Source organism: Microbacterium sp. NPDC096154, from assembly GCF_040302945.1.
GTDB lineage: Bacteria > Actinomycetota > Actinomycetes > Actinomycetales > Microbacteriaceae > Microbacterium.
Genome location: NZ_JBEOSM010000008.1, coordinates 65,949 through 83,028 on the forward strand (window position 1 = coordinate 65,949; position 17,080 = coordinate 83,028).

General features: G+C 71.8%; 16 protein-coding genes. 14 read left to right on the forward strand and 2 right to left on the reverse strand.

Going from position 1 to position 17,080, the window contains the following annotated elements; all coding sequences use genetic code 11:
- Positions 1-23: 23 nt before the first annotated feature.
- From ABTW64_RS11905 to ABTW64_RS11955, 11 genes are all read left to right on the forward strand, one after another.
- Positions 24-578, forward strand: a complete 555-nt coding sequence (locus ABTW64_RS11905; protein ID WP_350622643.1) for a F0F1 ATP synthase subunit B — start codon at positions 24-26, stop codon at positions 576-578.
- Positions 578-1,360: a F0F1 ATP synthase subunit delta gene (locus ABTW64_RS11910; RefSeq protein WP_350622645.1), complete on the forward strand. Its 783-nt coding sequence runs from the start codon at positions 578-580 to the stop codon at positions 1,358-1,360. Before ABTW64_RS11905 ends, ABTW64_RS11910 begins: the two co-directional genes overlap by 1 nt.
- 81 nt (positions 1,361-1,441) lie before the next feature.
- Positions 1,442-3,085 (forward strand): F0F1 ATP synthase subunit alpha, encoded by a 1,644-nt coding sequence (gene atpA / locus ABTW64_RS11915; RefSeq protein ID WP_350622647.1) that lies wholly within the window; start codon positions 1,442-1,444, stop codon positions 3,083-3,085.
- Positions 3,086-3,106: 21 nt separating this feature from the next.
- On the forward strand, positions 3,107-4,006 hold the full coding sequence (locus ABTW64_RS11920) for a F0F1 ATP synthase subunit gamma (RefSeq protein ID WP_350622649.1): 900 nt from the start codon (positions 3,107-3,109) through the stop codon (positions 4,004-4,006).
- A gap of 41 nt (positions 4,007-4,047) precedes the next feature.
- Positions 4,048-5,484, forward strand: a complete 1,437-nt coding sequence (atpD, locus tag ABTW64_RS11925; protein ID WP_350622651.1) for a F0F1 ATP synthase subunit beta — start codon at positions 4,048-4,050, stop codon at positions 5,482-5,484.
- 2 nt (positions 5,485-5,486) lie between these two features.
- A complete protein-coding gene (locus ABTW64_RS11930; RefSeq protein ID WP_350622653.1) occupies positions 5,487-5,747 on the forward strand; it encodes a F0F1 ATP synthase subunit epsilon in 261 nt (86 codons plus the stop codon).
- Positions 5,744-6,502, forward strand: a complete 759-nt coding sequence (locus ABTW64_RS11935) for a YaaA family protein (RefSeq protein ID WP_350622889.1) — start codon at positions 5,744-5,746, stop codon at positions 6,500-6,502. Before ABTW64_RS11930 ends, ABTW64_RS11935 begins: the two co-directional genes overlap by 4 nt.
- Before the next feature lie 91 nt (positions 6,503-6,593).
- Positions 6,594-7,463: a large exoprotein gene (locus ABTW64_RS11940; RefSeq protein ID WP_350622655.1), complete on the forward strand. Its 870-nt coding sequence runs from the start codon at positions 6,594-6,596 to the stop codon at positions 7,461-7,463.
- Between the two features lie 67 nt (positions 7,464-7,530).
- Positions 7,531-8,511 (forward strand): aldo/keto reductase, encoded by a 981-nt coding sequence (locus tag ABTW64_RS11945; protein WP_350622657.1) that lies wholly within the window; start codon positions 7,531-7,533, stop codon positions 8,509-8,511.
- 156 nt (positions 8,512-8,667) lie between these two features.
- Positions 8,668-9,609, forward strand: coding sequence for a PP2C family protein-serine/threonine phosphatase (locus tag ABTW64_RS11950; protein ID WP_350622659.1), 942 nt, complete (start codon positions 8,668-8,670; stop codon positions 9,607-9,609).
- 57 nt (positions 9,610-9,666) lie between these two features.
- On the forward strand, positions 9,667-12,495 hold the full coding sequence (locus tag ABTW64_RS11955) for an FtsK/SpoIIIE domain-containing protein (protein WP_350622661.1): 2,829 nt from the start codon (positions 9,667-9,669) through the stop codon (positions 12,493-12,495).
- Between the two features lie 34 nt (positions 12,496-12,529).
- Here ABTW64_RS11955 and ABTW64_RS11960 read toward each other — a convergent pair whose 3' ends face one another.
- Entirely contained in the window at positions 12,530-13,519 is a 990-nt protein-coding gene (locus tag ABTW64_RS11960) for an asparaginase (RefSeq protein ID WP_350622663.1), read from the reverse strand.
- 74 nt (positions 13,520-13,593) lie between these two features.
- Here ABTW64_RS11960 and ABTW64_RS11965 point away from each other — a divergent pair, with 74 nt between their 5' ends.
- Positions 13,594-14,064, forward strand: coding sequence for an OsmC family protein (locus tag ABTW64_RS11965; RefSeq protein WP_350622665.1), 471 nt, complete (start codon positions 13,594-13,596; stop codon positions 14,062-14,064).
- A gap of 24 nt (positions 14,065-14,088) precedes the next feature.
- On the opposite strand, the gene ABTW64_RS11970 is transcribed toward ABTW64_RS11965, so the two are convergent.
- Positions 14,089-14,877, reverse strand: coding sequence for a lysophospholipid acyltransferase family protein (locus ABTW64_RS11970; protein WP_350622667.1), 789 nt, complete (start codon positions 14,875-14,877; stop codon positions 14,089-14,091).
- A gap of 131 nt (positions 14,878-15,008) precedes the next feature.
- Between ABTW64_RS11970 and ABTW64_RS11975 the strand changes: the two genes are divergently transcribed.
- Both ABTW64_RS11975 and dxr read left to right on the forward strand, forming a co-directional pair.
- The gene (locus ABTW64_RS11975) at positions 15,009-15,959 is read left to right on the forward strand and encodes an FKBP-type peptidyl-prolyl cis-trans isomerase (RefSeq protein ID WP_350622669.1); all 951 of its coding nucleotides are present in this window, start codon (positions 15,009-15,011) and stop codon (positions 15,957-15,959) included.
- 5 nt (positions 15,960-15,964) lie between these two features.
- Positions 15,965-17,047: a 1-deoxy-D-xylulose-5-phosphate reductoisomerase gene (gene dxr, locus ABTW64_RS11980; RefSeq protein WP_350622891.1), complete on the forward strand. Its 1,083-nt coding sequence runs from the start codon at positions 15,965-15,967 to the stop codon at positions 17,045-17,047.
- Positions 17,048-17,080: the final 33 nt, after the last annotated feature.

Genomic DNA, 17,080 nt, shown 5'->3' on the forward strand with positions numbered 1-17,080 from the left:
CTGCTGACACGTAAGGAGACAGGATGCTGAACGCTCTTGTCACGATCGCCGCGGAGGAGGGCGAGGCGCAGAACCCGCTGATCCCGGCGGCGTACGACATCATCTGGTCTGCGGTCTGCTTCCTCGTCATCCTGTTCGTGGTGTGGAAGGTCGCCCTTCCGAAGCTGACGGCGATGCTGGATGCCCGCTCGGCGGCCATCGAGGGCAACATCGCGAAGGCCGACGAGGCGCAGCGCCAGGCCGAGGCGGCTCTCGAGGAGTACACGAAGCAGCTCGCCGACGCCCGCAAGGAGGCCGGTGACATCCGCGAGGCCGCCCGTGAGGACGGCAAGCGCATCGTCGCCGAGGCCAAGGCGAACGCGGCCACCGAGGCCGAGCGCATCACCGCGACGGCGCACACGCAGATCGAGGCCGAGCGTCAGTCGGCGCTCGTCACGCTGCGCAGCGAGGTCGGCGCGCTCGCGATCGACCTGGCCGGCAACGTCATCGGCGAGACGCTGAGCGACGACCAGAAGGCCACGGCCGTGGTCGACCGCTTCCTCGCGGACCTCGAGGCTTCCGAGAAGGCGGCGAAGTAATGGGCAGCGCGACCACTCAGGCGCTCGCGAAGAGCGCGCAGGCGCTCGACGCGGCCACGGTCGACCTCGACACGGCTCGCGAGCTGTTCGCGGCCGCCCGTGCCGTCGCCGGCTCGCAGGCGCTGAGCGGCGCGCTCGCCGATCCGTCTGCAGCTCCCGAGGCGCGCAGCGCGCTCGTCGCTCGCGTCTTCGGCAGCCTGTCGCCGACCTCGCAGTCGCTCCTGTCGACGACCGCCGCCCAGCGGTGGTCGTCGCAGGGCGAGCTGGTCGACGGCATCGAGGAGCTCGCCATCCGGGCGGCCGCCAAGGCCGACCAGGGCGACCTCGAGGGCGAGCTGTTCCGCGTCTCCCGCATCGTCGCGGAGAACCCGGAGCTCGAGCTCGCGCTCGGCAGCCGTCTCGGCGACGGCGCGGCCAAGGGCGCGCTCATGGAGAAGCTGCTCGGCGGTCGCGCGAGCGAGGCCACGACCCTGGTCGTGTCGTCGCTCGTGCAGCAGCCGCGCGGGCGTCGCGTGCGCGGGCTGCTCTCGCGGGCGCTGCGCATCGTCTCGGCCCAGCGCGGCCGCACGGTGGCGACGGTCACGACGGCTGCGCCGCTCACGCCCCTCCAGACCGAGCGTCTGGCCACCGCGCTCGCGCGCACCTACGGCGGCGCGGTGACGATCAACCCGGTCGTCGACCCCTCGGTCGTCGGCGGCGTGCGCGTGCAGATCGCGGACGACGTCATCGACGGAAGCATCGCGTCGCGTCTCGCCGACGTGCGCCAGAAGCTCGCTGGTTAATCGGCAGGGCTGACCCGAACACTTCCCGCCCCGGCGGACTCACTTGGGGATCGCGCAGATCCCACAACATGAAGGAAGACAATGGCAGACATCACGATCAGCCCCGACGTCATCCGTGACGCGCTGAAGGACTTCGTCGCCGCCTACGAGCCCACGGGCGACGCGGCCACCGAGGTCGGCACCGTCATCGACGCGGCCGACGGCATCGCCCACGTCGAGGGCCTGCCGGGCGTCATGGCCAACGAGCTCGTCCGCTTCGCCGACGGCACGCTGGGCCTGGCCCAGAACCTCGACGAGCACGAGATCGGCGTCGTCGTGCTCGGCGAGTTCGACCGCATCGAGGAGGGCCAGCAGGTCACCCGCACGGGCGAGGTGCTCTCGGTCCCGGTGGGCGAGGGCTACCTCGGCCGCGTGATCGACCCGCTCGGCAACCCGATCGACGGCCTGGGAGAGATCGCGGGCATCGAGGGTCGCCGTGCGCTCGAGCTGCAGGCCCCCGGCGTCATGATGCGCAAGTCGGTGCACGAGCCGATGCAGACCGGCATCAAGGCCATCGACGCCATGATCCCCGTCGGCCGCGGCCAGCGTCAGCTGATCATCGGCGACCGCCAGACCGGCAAGACCGCGATCGCGATCGACACGATCATCAACCAGCGCGCCAACTGGGAGTCGGGCGACCCGACCAAGCAGGTTCGCTGCATCTACGTCGCGATCGGCCAGAAGGGCTCGACCATCGCCTCGGTGAAGGGCGCCCTCGAGGAGGCCGGCGCGATGGAGTACACCACCATCGTCGCGGCCCCCGCGTCCGACCCGGCCGGCTTCAAGTACCTGGCGCCCTACACGGGTTCGGCGATCGGCCAGCACTGGATGTACCAGGGCAAGCACGTCCTGATCGTGTTCGACGACCTGTCGAAGCAGGCCGAGGCCTACCGCGCCGTGTCGCTCCTGCTGCGCCGTCCGCCGGGCCGCGAGGCGTACCCGGGTGACGTCTTCTACCTGCACTCGCGTCTGCTCGAGCGCTGCGCGAAGCTCTCGGACGAGCTGGGCGGCGGCTCGATGACGGGTCTGCCGATCATCGAGACGAAGGCCAACGACGTGTCGGCCTACATCCCGACGAACGTGATCTCGATCACCGACGGCCAGATCTTCCTGCAGTCCGACCTGTTCAACGCGAACCAGCGTCCCGCGGTCGACGTGGGCATCTCGGTGTCGCGAGTCGGCGGTGACGCGCAGCTGAAGCACATCAAGAAGGTCTCGGGCACGCTGAAGCTCGAGCTGGCCCAGTACCGCTCGCTGGAGGCGTTCGCGATGTTCGCGTCCGACCTCGACGCGGCCTCGCGCCGTCAGCTCGCTCGCGGTGCGCGCCTGACCGAGCTGCTCAAGCAGCCGCAGTACTCGCCGTACCCGGCCGAGGAGCAGGTCGTCTCGATCTGGGCCGGCACGAACGGCAAGCTCGACACCATCGAGGTCGAGGACGTGCTGCGCTTCGAGGCCGAGCTGCTCGACCACTTCCGTCGCAACACGACGATCCTCGACACGCTGCGCGAGACGGGCAAGCTCGAGGACGAGACGGTCGCCGAGATGGAGAAGGTCATCGACGCGTTCCTGCTCGAGTTCCAGGGCGGCAAGGGTCAGCACCTCACGGCCGCGGGCCACGAGGAGCACCGTGCGGCGGATGTCGCCGATGTCGACCAGGAGAAGATCGTCAAGGGTCGCCGGGCGTAAGCCTGGCGCGGAAGACGCATCATGGGAGCAAAGCTCAGGGAGTACAAGCAGAAGATCTCTTCTGCTCAGACGACCAAGAAGATCACGAAGGCGATGGAGCTCATCGCGGCTTCGCGCATCCAGAAGGCGCTGGCGCGTGTGAACGCGTCCAGCCCCTTCTCCCGCGCGGTGACGCGCGCCGTCTCGGCGGTCGCCACGCACACCGACATCGACCACCCGCTCACGCGGGAGCCGGAGTCGATCAAGCGCTCGGCGATCGTGATCCTCAGCTCGGACCGCGGCCTCGCGGGCGCGTTCAACTCGCAGGTCATCCGCGAGGGGCTCGAGCTGGCGGAGCTGCTGCGCTCGCAGGGCAAGGACGTGGCGTTCTACCTGTTCGGCCGCAAGGCCGTCGGCTACTTCCAGTTCCGTCACATCGTGGCGGAGGCGGAGTGGACGGGTGACGCCGACGTTCCGAGCTTCGCGACCGCGGAGGAGATGGCGCAGACGCTGCTCGAGGCGTACGAGAAGGACGCCTCGGAGGGCGGAGTGGACGAGATCCACATCGTCTACAACCGCTTCGTCAGCATGATGACCCAGGAGGCCGAGCAGGTGCGCCTGCTTCCTCTCGAGGTCGTCGAGCACGACGAGTCGGCGACGGCGACGCAGCACGAGGTGTACCCGCTGTACGAGTTCGAGCCCGACGCCACCGAGGTGCTCGACAGGCTGCTGCCGGTGTACATCCAGAGCCGCATCTTCAACGCGCTGCTGCAGTCGGCCGCCGCCAAGCAGGCCGCGACGCAGAAGGCGATGAAGTCGGCCAGCGACAACGCCGACAAGCTCATCACCGACTACACCCGCCTGCGCAACAACGCGCGCCAGGCCGAGATCACGCAGCAGATCGCCGAGATCGTCGGCGGTGCCGACGCCCTGGCGTCCTGAGCTGAACCTTAAGACTCTGTCTATCAAGAGGAATGACGAAAATGACTGCCACTGAGACCGCGGTCGTCGGTCGGGTCGCCCGCGTCACGGGCCCCGTCGTCGACATCGAGTTCCCGCACGACGCGATCCCCGAGGTCTACAACGCCCTGAAGACGACGATCGTCATCGGCGAGCAGCAGACCGAGATCACGCTCGAGGTCGCCCAGCACCTCGGCGACGACATGGTCCGCGCCATCTCGCTCAAGCCGACCGACGGCATGGTCCGCGGCCAGGAGGTGCGCGACACCGGTGCCCCGATCTCGGTGCCCGTCGGCGACGTGACCAAGGGCAAGGTCTTCGACGTGACGGGCGAGGTCCTGAACCTGCCCGACGGCGAGGCCATCGAGGTGACCGAGCGCTGGCCCATCCACCGCAAGGCTCCGAACTTCGACCAGCTCGAGTCGAAGACCCAGATGTTCGAGACGGGCATCAAGGTCATCGACCTGCTCACCCCGTACGTGCAGGGTGGAAAGATCGGCCTCTTCGGCGGCGCGGGCGTCGGCAAGACCGTCCTCATCCAGGAGATGATCCAGCGCGTCGCGCAGGACCACGGCGGTGTGTCGGTGTTCGCCGGCGTCGGCGAGCGCACGCGTGAGGGCAACGACCTCATCCACGAGATGGAGGACGCGGGCGTCTTCGACAAGACGGCCCTCGTGTTCGGTCAGATGGACGAGCCGCCGGGGACGCGTCTGCGCGTGGCCCTGTCGGCGCTGACGATGGCGGAGTACTTCCGCGACGTCCAGAAGCAGGACGTGCTGCTCTTCATCGACAACATCTTCCGCTTCACGCAGGCGGGCTCCGAGGTGTCGACCCTGCTGGGCCGCATGCCCTCGGCCGTGGGCTACCAGCCCAACCTCGCCGACGAGATGGGCGTGCTCCAGGAGCGCATCACCTCGACGCGCGGTCACTCGATCACCTCGCTGCAGGCGATCTACGTGCCGGCCGACGACTACACCGACCCGGCCCCGGCGACCACGTTCGCGCACCTCGACGCCACGACCGAGCTGTCGCGTGAGATCGCGTCGAAGGGTCTGTACCCGGCCGTCGACCCGCTGACGTCGACCAGCCGCATTCTCGACCCGCGCTACATCGGCGAGGACCACTACCGCGTGGCCACGTCGGTGAAGCAGATCCTGCAGAAGAACAAGGAGCTGCAGGAGATCATCGCGATCCTCGGTGTCGACGAGCTCTCGGAAGAGGACAAGATCGTCGTGTCGCGCGCACGTCGCATCCAGCAGTTCCTCTCGCAGAACACCTACATGGCCAAGAAGTTCACCGGTGTCGAGGGCTCGACCGTGCCGATCAAGGAGACCATCGAGTCGTTCGACGCGATCGTCAAGGGCGAGTTCGACCACGTCGCCGAGCAGGCCTTCTTCAACGTCGGTGGCATCAGCGACGTCGAGGCCAACTGGGCGCGCATCCAGAAGGAGAACAGCTGAGCATGGGCCTTCAGGTCACCCTGGTCTCCGCCGAGTCGGAGGTGTGGACGGGCGAGGCGAACCTCGTGGTCGCCAAGACCACCGAGGGTGAGATCGGCTTCATGCAGGGCCACGAGCCCGTGCTGGCGATCCTCGCCGAGGGTCAGGTGCGCATCACCGAGCCCTCGGGCAACAAGGTCATCGCGGACGCACGCGACGGCTTCGTCTCGATGGAGGGGCAGACCCTGACCATCGTGGCGGGTCACGCGGCGCTGGCGTCCTGAGCACCGTCCTCCTGCCCCCTTCGGAGACGAAGCGGGCAGGGGGATCGGGTGCGCCACTCGCTTTCGACGGCCTCGCACTGCCGGTGCTCGCACCGCAGCGCGAGGCCGTCGTCGCGTCCGTGGTGGCGCTCTCCGCCGATCCCGAGCTCGCCGCGCGCGTCCTCAAGCTCTCGGCCCGTCAGCGGGGCGAGATCGACGTCAACGCCGCGTTGCGCGCCGCTCCCACCATGCCCGCGGTCGACCGCTACACGGGCGTGCTGTTCGACGCGCTCGACGCGGCCTCGCTCGACACGACAGCGCGCGCGTGGCTGGGCGAGCACGCGTTCATCCAGACGGCCCTGCTCGGTCCCGTCGGCGCGCTCGATCCGATTCCGTCCTACCGGCTCGCGGCGGGGGCGTCGCTCCCGGGCCTCGCTCCGCTGAAGCGCGTGTGGGCCGACGCCGTGCGAGACGCGCTCGCGGCGCTGCCGGGACTGGTCGTCGACCTGCGCTCCGAAGCCTATGCCGCCCTCGGGCCGGTGCCCGCCGGTGTCGCGAGCACCTATGTGCGAGTCGTGGCGGATGGACCCGACGGCACGTCCCGCGCTCTCAATCACTTCAACAAGAAGTCGAAGGGCCTGCTCGTGCGCCGCATGGCGCAGGATGCGCCGCAGCTCGCGACCGTCGACGACCTGATCTCGTGGGCGGCGTCGGCGGGCTTCCGGATGCGTCCGGGGGCCCGCGCCGGCGAGACGGACCTCGTGATCGCCGACTGACCGCCCCGCAGGCGGGGCTGTCGGCGGCGGGTGGCGGCTGGATAGCCTGGGACCAGCGGCGACGGGCCGCACCGGATCCAGGAGGGGTCGCATGTACTCGGACGACTACGCCGCGCTCAGCGCCATCTGGGCGGCGATGATCGGGTTCACGCTGTTCTTCGGCATCGTCTTCTATATCGTCGGCTCGTTCTTCATGATGAAGCTGTTCGACAAGGCCGGCGTGCAGGGCGGGTGGCGAGCCTGGGTCCCGGTCTACAACATGATGGTCTTCTTCAAGCTCGGAGACCTCAGCCCCTGGCTCGTGCTGTACGGCGTGGGCGGCTCGATCCTGCTGACCGCGTTCGGCATCGGCGCGCTGTTCTCGCTCGCGCTCGGTGTGCTCTCGGCCATCGCCGCCTACCGCATCGGCCTCAAGCTGCAGAAGGAGGGAGCCTGGGTCGTCCTCTACGTCTTCCTGTCGCTCGTGTGGCTCGGGATCGTGGCCTTCGATCGCTCGCGATGGAACCCCGCCATCCCGCCCGCGCCGTGGGCCGGCAACGGCTTCCTCGGCGACCGAACGGTGTGGGATGGCGTGCCCGTGCAGCCGTCGGCCGCGCCCGCACCCGGGTTCGGCTACGGCCGGCCCGGCTACGGCCAGCCCGGCTACGGCCAGCCCGGCTATGGCCAGCCCGGGTACCCGGTTCAGCCGGGCTACCCGCAGGGCGGCTACCCACAGGGCGGCTACCCACAGGCCCCGGACCAGGGCGGCCACCCTCCGGCACCCGGCCACGGCGGCTACCCGACCGTTCCGGGCGCTCCCGGTGCGCCGGTGCCGCCTCCGAGCACGCCGCCGACGACGCCACCCGGCCCGCCTGCGCCTCCGGCCACGCCGCCCGCGCCGCGGCCCGACGAGGAGCCGCCGCGCGCGCCCGGCCCTGACGACAGGCCCGGCCCCGTGCCGCCGTCCCCGCCTCAGCCATAGAGCGCCCTCGAACGCCCCGCCCGATCCGTCGGAGCGGGGCGTTCGCCGTGGCGCTAGCGTGGACGGCATGGATGTCGCGCTGCGTCGGGTCGGGGAGTCGGGACTGCGGGTGTCGGAGGTCGGCCTCGGCTGCAACAACTTCGGCCGCGCCGGAACGGCCACCGAGACGCTCGAGGGCACGCGCGCGGTGCTCGACGCGGCCATCGATCACGGCGTGACGTTCCTCGACACGGCCGAGATGTACGGCGGCCAGGGCCGCAGCGAGACGCTGATGGGCGAGGCGCTCGCGGGTCGCCGCGACCGGGTCGTGCTGGCCACCAAGTTCGGTCACCAGGCGGTCGACATGGGCTACGGCCCGACGGTCGGCTCGAAGGGCTCGCGCGCGTACATCCGGCGCGCGGTGGAGGAGTCGCTCACGCGCCTGCAGACCGACTGGATCGACCTCTACCAGCTGCACATGCCCGATCCGGAGACGCCCGTCGAGGAGACGGTCGACGCGCTCGAGGATCTCGTGCGCGAGGGGAAGATCCGGTACTACGGCCACTCCAACCTGACGGGCTGGCAGATCGCCGAGGCGCACCTGGTCGCCCGCGCCCGCGGGGGCTCGGGGTTCGTGTCGTCGCAGAACCAGTTCTCGCTGCTGGCGCGTGACGTCGAGCGCGAGGTCCTGCCCGCGGTGCGGCACTTCGGCCTCGGGTTCTTCCCCTACTTCCCGCTCTACAACGGCCTGCTCACGGGCAAGTTCACGCGGGAGGGCGGTCCGGAGGGCAGCCGCATCATGTCGCAGCGGCCGCACCTGTGGAGCGAGGCGCCGTGGGATGCGCTCGACGCCTACCGGGCCTTCTGCGATGCGCGCGGCATCACGATGCTCGAGGCGACGTTCGGATGGCTCCTGGCGCAGCCCGGCGTCGCGAGCGTGATCGCCGGCGCCACGTCGCCCGAGCAGGTCGCGAAGAACGCCGCGGCCGGCGCGGCGTGGCGTCCGACGAGCGAGGAGCTCGTGGTCATCGACGGGCTCTTCCCCGGCCCCGTCGTGCCCGTCGTCTGAGCCGATCCGTCGTCGCGCTCGGGACCCCGACATCCCGTCCGATATGCCGCGACGCGGCGCGTCGGTCGCCTGCGGATAGGATGTGAGAGCCCGCGACGCACGCGCCCGCCGCTTCTGTGCGGCCTGCCGAGCACCGTCGCCCGATCCCGGAGGTCCATGCCCGTGTCCGACGCCCCGACTGCGGCGCAGTCCCAGACCGTGGCACTGCCCACAGGCCTGGACGCCACGCTGACCTGGGCCGGGGTCACGCACCGCGGCCGCAAGCGCGACATCAATCAGGATGCACTGCTGACGTCCTATCCGCTCTTCGTCGTGGCCGACGGCATGGGCGGTCACATCGGTGGCGAGATCGCCAGCGCGAGCACGATCGACCGGCTCCAGCGCATGGTCGGCAAGGGGCCGGTGTCGCCGGAGGCCATCGAGAAGGCGCTGGTCAAGGCGGTGCGCGACATCGGGGAGCACCCCGACACCACCGACGAGGGCACCGGCACCACCGTCACCGGCGTCTACCTCGACATCACCGACGAGCAGGCGACGTGGGTCGCCCTCAACATCGGCGACTCGCGCGTCTACCTGGAGCGCGACGACGCGCTCGTGCAGGTCACGACCGACCACTCGCTCGTGCAGGAGCTCGTCGCCGCCGGCCGTCTCAGCCCGGAGGAGGCCGAGAACCATCCGTACGGAAACGTGATCACGCGTGCCGTCGGCCCGAGCGAGGGTGCGGTGCCCGACTACGTGCGCCTGGACGTTCGCGACGGCGACCGCTTCGTGATCTGCTCGGACGGTCTCACCAAGGAGCTCACCGACTACGGCATCCTGCACTTCCTGCGGCTGCACGCGGAGCCGGAGGCCGCCGTCGACGCGATGCTGGAGGCGGCGCTCGAGAACGGCGGACGCGACAACATCACGATCGTGGTGCTCAACGTCTCGGTCCCCGGACAGGGGCCGGAGGACGAGGGGCCCACGACTCAGGATGCGCGTGAGCAGGATGACCGCGTCGCGCAGGACGCGACCGACACGGCGGGCGTGCCCGTGGTGGAAGCCGTCCCCGCGGCGGAGGCCGATGCCTCGTCCACAGGCGGCGACGCGCGCGAGTGATCCGCGGCCGGGCGGTCTCCGCGACTCCGCACGCCCCGCACGCGCTGGACTGGGGGCATGTCCGCACCCGCCGTTCGTCGTTCTGATGCCCCCATCGCGTTGCCGGCCCGGCCGGAGCGGCCGCCGCGCGGCGCCTTCCCGCTCGTGGCGTCGGTCATCCCGGTCGTCGCGTCGGTCGCGATCTGGGCGGTCACCGGCTCGCTGATCGCCCTGTGCTTCGCGGCGCTCGGGCCGCTCATGGCGCTGGCCACGCTGATCGACGGCGCGCGTGGCGGTCGGCGGAGGGGGCGGGAGCAGGCGCGGGCTCACGCCGAGGCGCGGGCCCGCGCGCGCGAGCAGATCGTACGGCGGCAGGACGCCGAGCGTGCGACGCGGTGGCGCGAGAGCCCCGACGTGGCCGCGCTGCTCGGCGACGTCCGACGGCAATGGCGCAGCAGCGCCGACGAGCTGGTGGTCGGCCGGGGAACGGTGCCCAGCGGGGTGCAGGTGTCGGGAGGGGACGAGGAGGCCGACGATCTGCGCCGCACGGCCTCGGAGCTCCAGGACGCTCCCGTGACCGTCCCTGCCGGCGTGGGCGTCGCGGTGCTGGGCGACGCCGTGACGGCCGGCGCGGTGGCGCGAGCGCTCGTGCTGCAGCTGTGTCTCGCCCGGCCGGCGAGCGATCTGGCGGTGACCCGGGCGCCGGAATCCGACCGTGCATGGGCGACGCGGCTGCCGCACTGGACGCCGGGGGAGGGCCTCGGCGGGGCAGCCGACGCGCGAGTGCGCGTCGCGCTCGTCGCGCCGGATGAGCCCCTCCCGGACGCCGACGTCATCATCGCGGTGGTCGCCCGCGAAGCCGAGGCGCCGCCCGCCTGCGGGGCCCTTCTCGAGCTCGACGGGCTCGGCCCCGCGCGCCTGACGTGGGGCGCCCACGTCAGCGAGGTGAGGCCGGAGGGCGTTTCGCTGGCGCAGGCCGCGGCGGTAGCCGAACGGCTCGCGCGGCGCCACGGCACATCGGGCGATGCCGAGCGGCCACGCGGCCCGGTCGCCCTCGGCGACCTCCTGCGCCGGTGCGGAGAAGAGAACGAGGGGGAGCCCGCGTCGCTCGGCGCCCTGGGCGCCGTGATCGGCGTCGAAGAGGCCGGACCCGTTCCGCTCGACCTCGTGTCCGACGGCCCCCACGCGGTCGTGGTGGGAATGACGGGCAGTGGCAAGAGCGAGCTGCTGATCACCTGGGTCGCGTCGCTCGCCGCCACGCTGTCGCCCGAGCGCGTGCAGTTCCTGCTCGCCGATTTCAAGGGCGGCACCGCCTTCGCCCCGCTCGCGGAGCTGCCGCACGTCGCGGGCGTGATCACCGACCTCGACGCGGGCGGCGCTCGAAGAGCGGTAGAGAGCCTCCGAGCCGAGCTGCGGGCGCGAGAGGCGGCGCTGGGCGAGGTCGGGGCGCGCGACGTCTCGGATCCGCGTGCTCGGCTGCCGCGGCTGGTGATCGTGGTCGACGAGTTCGCGGCCATGCTGCAGGAGCATCCCGACCTGCACGCGGTGTTCACCGACATCGCGGCGCGGGGCCGCGCGCTCGGGATGCACCTGGTGCTCGGCACTCAGCGTGCGGGTGGCGTGCTGCGCGATGCGCTCGTGGCCAACTGCCCCCTGCGCATCGCCCTCCGGGTCGCCGAGCCCGCAGAGAGCCGAGGGCTGCTCGGCACGGATGATGCGGCCACGCTGCCCGGCGGGGCCGACGGCCGGGGGATGGCGTGGATCAGGCGCGCGGGCGACGCCCGTCCGCGCCTGACCCGCATCGCGCTCTCCGCTCCTGCGGACGTCGCGCAGGCGGCGGCCCGCTTCGCGGGGCGTCCGTCTCGGCCGGGGCCGTGGCTGCCGCCCCTGCCGACGCGGCTGTCGCGCGAGCGTGCGATCGAGCTGGTGGGCGAGCCGCCGCAGGATGCGATCCTGCTGGGCGTGGCCGACGACCCGGCGCGCCAGCGACAGACGCCGGTGCTGCTGCGCCCTGGCCGCGACCGCGGACTCGTGGTCGTGGGTGGCGGGGGCTCCGGGCGGTCGACGGTCGCGGGCGCCGTGGTGGCCGCTCGGCCCGACGCCGTCGTCGTGCCGCGCGACCCGGAAGCCGCGTGGGACGCCCTGGAGCTCATCGAGCGCGTGCGCCCCGAGCTGGTGGTCATCGACGACGTGGATGCCGTGCTGAGCGCGCTGCCCGCCGAGTACGCGCAGGCCGCGGGCGAGCGGATCGAGGCCGTCGTGCGCGAGGCGGGCGAGACCGGCACGACCGTGGTGCTGACGGCGGCGCGACTCACCGGTGGTGCCCTGCGCTTCGCGGAGCTGCTGTCCCGGCGCGCTCTGCTGGCGCTTCCCGGCCGGGCCGAGCACGCCGCCGTGGGCGGGGAGGCGTCGTCGTTCGATCCGCATCGTCCTCCCGGTCGGGCGGTTCTCGACGGGCTCGAGGTGCAGTTCCTGCTGGGCGACTCGGCGCGGGCCGCACCGGCCGCGACGGACGCCCGCGCCTCGGAGCGCTGGCAGCCCGCGGCGGCAGTCACCGGCATGGTGCTGCGCGCACCGCGCCGTCGCGGCGAGCAGCTCGCGGCCGCCTGGCCGCGGGACGTGCGGGTGCTCCCGATCGACGCCGTCCCTCCCGGGACGACGCTGGCAGCGCTCACGCGATCGGGGGAGCGCCTCGTCCTCGTCGGCGATGGCGATCTCTGGCAACGCCACTACGCCCTGTTGCAGGAGGTGCGCTCATCCGCTCCGTTCGTGCTCGGCGCCGACTGCGCGGCCGAGCTGCGCACGCTCCTGGGCGAGCGCGAGCTGCCGCCCTACGCGCGCACGCGCGCCTCGCGAGCGTGGCTCGTGCGCGACGGTCTCCCGCCCGAGCGCGTCCTGCTTCCGTGAGGCGCCTCGGCAGGCGAGCTCGCAAGCGCCTCCGTCAGACGGTGGCGCGGATGCGGCCGACCGGCTGGCCGCCGCCCGTGACGGTGAACAGCGGGTGCGCGGCGAACTCCGCCACATTGCCGGGGGCGATCGCGCCGGCACCCGCGAGCAGCGACAGCGCGACCAGCGGAGCCGCGCGCAGCGAGCCGTCCAGAGTCTTGAGCGCGACCGTCGTGCCGTCGGGGGCGACCATGATCTGCACGCCTTCGGCGCCGAGCTTCGAGAAGACGCCGAACCGCTCGATCGCCAGGGTGTCGGAGCGACCCGGCCCGTCGACCGCCCACGGATTCTCGCGCACGGTGCGCACGAGCGCGCCGGCCACACGGTGCAGGGCGAACGGCGAGCGCTCCGACGACGTGCCGATGCGGTGGATGCCGCGCGCGAGCGAGGTCAGCGACATCGCGTGCACGGGCGCGCCGCATCCGTCCACCACCGTGGCCGCGATCTTCTCGCCCGTGAGGCGCTCGACGACCTCGCGGATGTGCAGCTGCAGCGGGTGGGCCGGATCCAGATAGCCCGACACATCCCATCCGGTCGCGACGCAGGCCGTGAGCATCGCGGCGTGCTTGCCCGAGCAGTTGTGGCGCACCGCGGCCTGATCGAAGTGGTCGCGCACCATGACGTCGCGCGTCGCGGCGTCGCTCGGCCAGCTGGCGGGGCACGCGAGGTGATCCTCCGTCAGCCCCACGGCGGACAGCATCTCGCGCACGACCGCGACGTGGCGGTCGGTGCCCGCGTGGCTCGCGGTCGACAGCGCCAGGCGCTCGCCCGTCAGCTCGGCGCCCGCCGTCACGACGGCGACCGCCTGCAGCGGCTTCAGCGATGAGCGGGGCAGGACGAGCGCATCCGGGTCGCCCAGGCGCGTCAGCTCCTCCCCGCCGGGGCCGAGCACGATCGCCGAGCCCGCATGACGCGACTCCACGAACCCGCCCCGCTCGACGATCGCGAGCTCCACGGAATCCTGCACGCTGAAGGTCTCGGTCACCGTTCCAGCCTATCGATGCGCCGCAGGGCTCTCGTCGCGCGGCGGTCCGGCTGAGCGCCTGCCAGACTGGCGGCATGCTCGGAGAACATCGCTACGCGCTCACCGCCACCTGGACCGGCAACCTGGGCACGGGCACATCCGGCTATCGCGACTACTCGCGCGACGTCACTCTCGAGGTCGCGGGCAAGCCCACGCTGCTGGCGTCGTCCGACAAGCCGTTCCGCGGCGACCCCGAGCGCTGGAATCCCGAGGACCTGCTGGTCGCGGCGCTCTCGGAGTGCCACCTGCTGTCGTACCTGCACGCGTGCGTGCAGGCGGGTGTGGTCGTGACGTCGTACACGGACCAGGCCACGGGCCTCATGCGAGAGGACGGCAAGGGCAGCGCGCAGTTCGAGCAGGTCGTGCTGCATCCGCGCGTCACCGTCGCCGACGCGTCGATGATCGAGGCGGCCGAGGCGGCTCATGCCACGGCCCATGACTGGTGCTTCATCGCGCGCTCGGTCAACTTCCCGGTGACGCACGAGGCGATCGTCACGGTCGGCTAGAGCCGGCGGCGCGGTCGGAGAGGATCACCGCCGCTCGTGCGGCAGCACGCGCTTGATCTTCTCGATCGGCGTCTGCGCGGGCGTCTCGTTGTAGGCGTCGGCGAGCTCCTGACCCGACAGCGCGTGGATCGCGGCCATGATCTCGTCGGTCGCGGCACGTCGGGCCTTGCCGGAGCTCGCGGGCCCATGGTGCGACAGGTCGAGGGGCGCGCCGAACCGGACGGTCACGCGCTGGCGCAGCGACGGGACCCTCGATCCCACCGGCATGACCTTGTCGGTGCCGATCAGCCCGACGGGCACGACCGGGGCTCCGGTCTGCAGCGCCAGGAACGCCACTCCCGTGCGTCCCTTGTACAGGCGCCCGTCGAGCGAGCGGGTGCCCTCGGGGTACAGTGCGACGGCCGCTCCCGTCTCCAGGATCTGGCGCTGCTGGTCGAGGGCGTCGAGCGCCGCCTGGCCCGCGCCCCGTCGCACCGGCACGGCGCCGGCGGCGGTGAACAGCGACCGCGACAGCCATCCCTTGAAGCCCGTGCCCTCGAAGTACGACGACTTCGCGAGGAAGTGCACGGCCCGCGGCGCGACCGCCACGGGGATCGCGATCGAGTCGATGAACGACAGATGGTTGCTGGCGAAGATCAGGGCGCCCTCGCGCGGGATGTTCGCCTTGCCCTCGACGCGCGGGCGGTAGATCGCGCGAGCGAGCGGAGCGAGCGAATTGCGCGCGAGCGTGTAGAACCAGCCGGGCCTGCTGGGCTGCTCGAAGGGATCGTTCTGCTCGTCTGGTGCGGGGGCCACGGAGTCGGCAGAGGTCATCCGTCGAGGTTATCCGGGCTCCCATGCCCGCCGAGGAATGCTGCCCGGGCAGTCCGTGGCTCGGACCCTCAGCCGGTTCATCGGCGGCATGGGGGAAGATGGGACGAATCCACAACGATCGAGGTATCTCCGTGCGTCTTCGCCCTGCAGTCCTTCTCTCCACCCTCGCGCTCGCCGCGGTCTCGCTCGCCGGATGCTCCGGCGAACCCGCTCCCGAGTCGACCCCCAGCGCTTCCGCGGCGGGCGATCTGTGCGGTGCCGCCCTGCCCGATGGCGACGCGACCGACGCGCTCGAGGTCACGGGCGAGGTGGGGTCGGTCCCCGAGGTGGCGTTCGAGGCGCCGCTCGAGATCGCCGAGCCGCTGCGCACCGTGGTCACGGAGGGCGAGGGAGAGCCGCTGCAGGAGGGTGAGAGCGTCGAGTACGCCATGGCCATCTTCGACGCGTCGAACGGCGAGCTCGCGCAGGTGGGCGGCTTCGACGAGACGCTCCTGCCGCTCGAGGCCTCGGCCGCGAGCGGTGTCGGCCAGCTGCTCGGCTGCGCGCCGGTCGGTTCCCGCGTGGCCGTGACGATCCCGGGCAGCGAGCAGAGCGCCGCTGCCGTGTACGTGATCGACGTGCTCGGAACGGCCGACGACGTCCCGGCGCGCGCATCCGGCGAGCAGCAGGACGTGCCCGAGGGGCTTCCGACGGTCGAGCTGTCGGACGAGGGCGCCCCGACCATCACCCTGCCCGATGCCGAGCCGCCGGCCGAGACGCAGGTGACCACCCTGATCAAGGGCGAGGGCGCCGTGGTCGAGTCGGGCGACGACGTGCTGGTGAACTACACCGGCGTGAAGTGGTCGGACGGCAGCGTCTTCGACTCCAGCTGGGACGCGGGCTCGCCCGTGCCGTTCAACACCGGCGCGGTGGTCGCCGGCTTCACCAAGGCGCTCGAGGGACAGACGGTGGGCTCGCAGGTGCTCGTGACGATGCCGCCGGCCGACGGCTACGGCTCGGTGCCCGGGCACGAGCTCGAGAAGGAGACGCTGACCTTCGTGCTCGACATCCTGGCTTCCGGCAAGCCCATGCACCAGCCGTGACCCGCATGCGTCGCGTCGTCATCCTGGGATCGACCGGGTCGATCGGAACCCAGGCGCTGGATGTGATCCGCGCCAACCGCGACCGCTTCGAGGTCGTCGGCCTGTCGGCAGGATCGAACGCGCAGGCGATGGCCGCGCAGGCGGCCGAGTTCGGCGTCGAGCACACGGCCCTCGGGGCCGCCGATGCCGAGCAGCTGGTGCGCGACGTCGAGTGCGAGGTCGTGGTCAACGGCATCACCGGATCGGTCGGGCTGGGGCCGACGCTCGCCGCGCTCGAGGCGGGCCGCTCGCTCGCGCTCGCGAACAAGGAATCGCTGATCGTGGGCGGCGAGCTGGTCAAGCGGGCCGCCCGACCGGGGCAGATCGTGCCCGTCGACTCCGAGCACTCGGCGCTCGCGCAGGCGCTGCGCTCCGGCACCGCCGACGAGGTGCGCCGGCTGGTGCTCACGGCGTCGGGAGGGCCGTTCCGGGGCCGCAGCCGCGAGTCGCTCGCGGCCGTCACGCCGGCGGAAGCGCTGGCGCACCCGACGTGGGACATGGGGCGCGTCGTCACGACGAACTCCGCGACCCTCGTGAACAAGGGGCTCGAGGTCATCGAGGCGCACCTGCTGTTCGACGTCCCCTACGAGCGCATCGACGTGGTGGTGCATCCGCAGTCGATCGTGCACTCCATGGTCGAGTTCATCGACGGATCGACCATCGCGCAGGCATCGCCGCCCGACATGCGCCTGCCGATCTCGCTGGGTCTCGATTGGCCGCACCGCGTCGCGGGCGTCGGCGCGCCGCTCGACTGGACCACGGCATCGGCCTGGACCTTCGAGCCCCTCGACGAGCGGGCCTTTCCGGCTGTCGCGCTCGCGAAGCAGGTCGGCACGGCCGGGCGCACGTTCCCGGGGGTCTACAACGCCGCCAACGAGCAGGCCGTCGACGCCTTCCACGAGGGGCGGCTGCCCTTCCTCGGCATCGTCGACACGGTGCGCCGGGTCGTGGAGGCGCACGATGCCCCTGCCGAGCTCACGCGAGAGTCGCTCGCCGAGGCCGAGACCTGGGCCCGCGCCGAGGCCGATCGGCTGATCGCCGGCGCCTGACGCCCCGTCCTCCCGACTACACACCAATGTGCG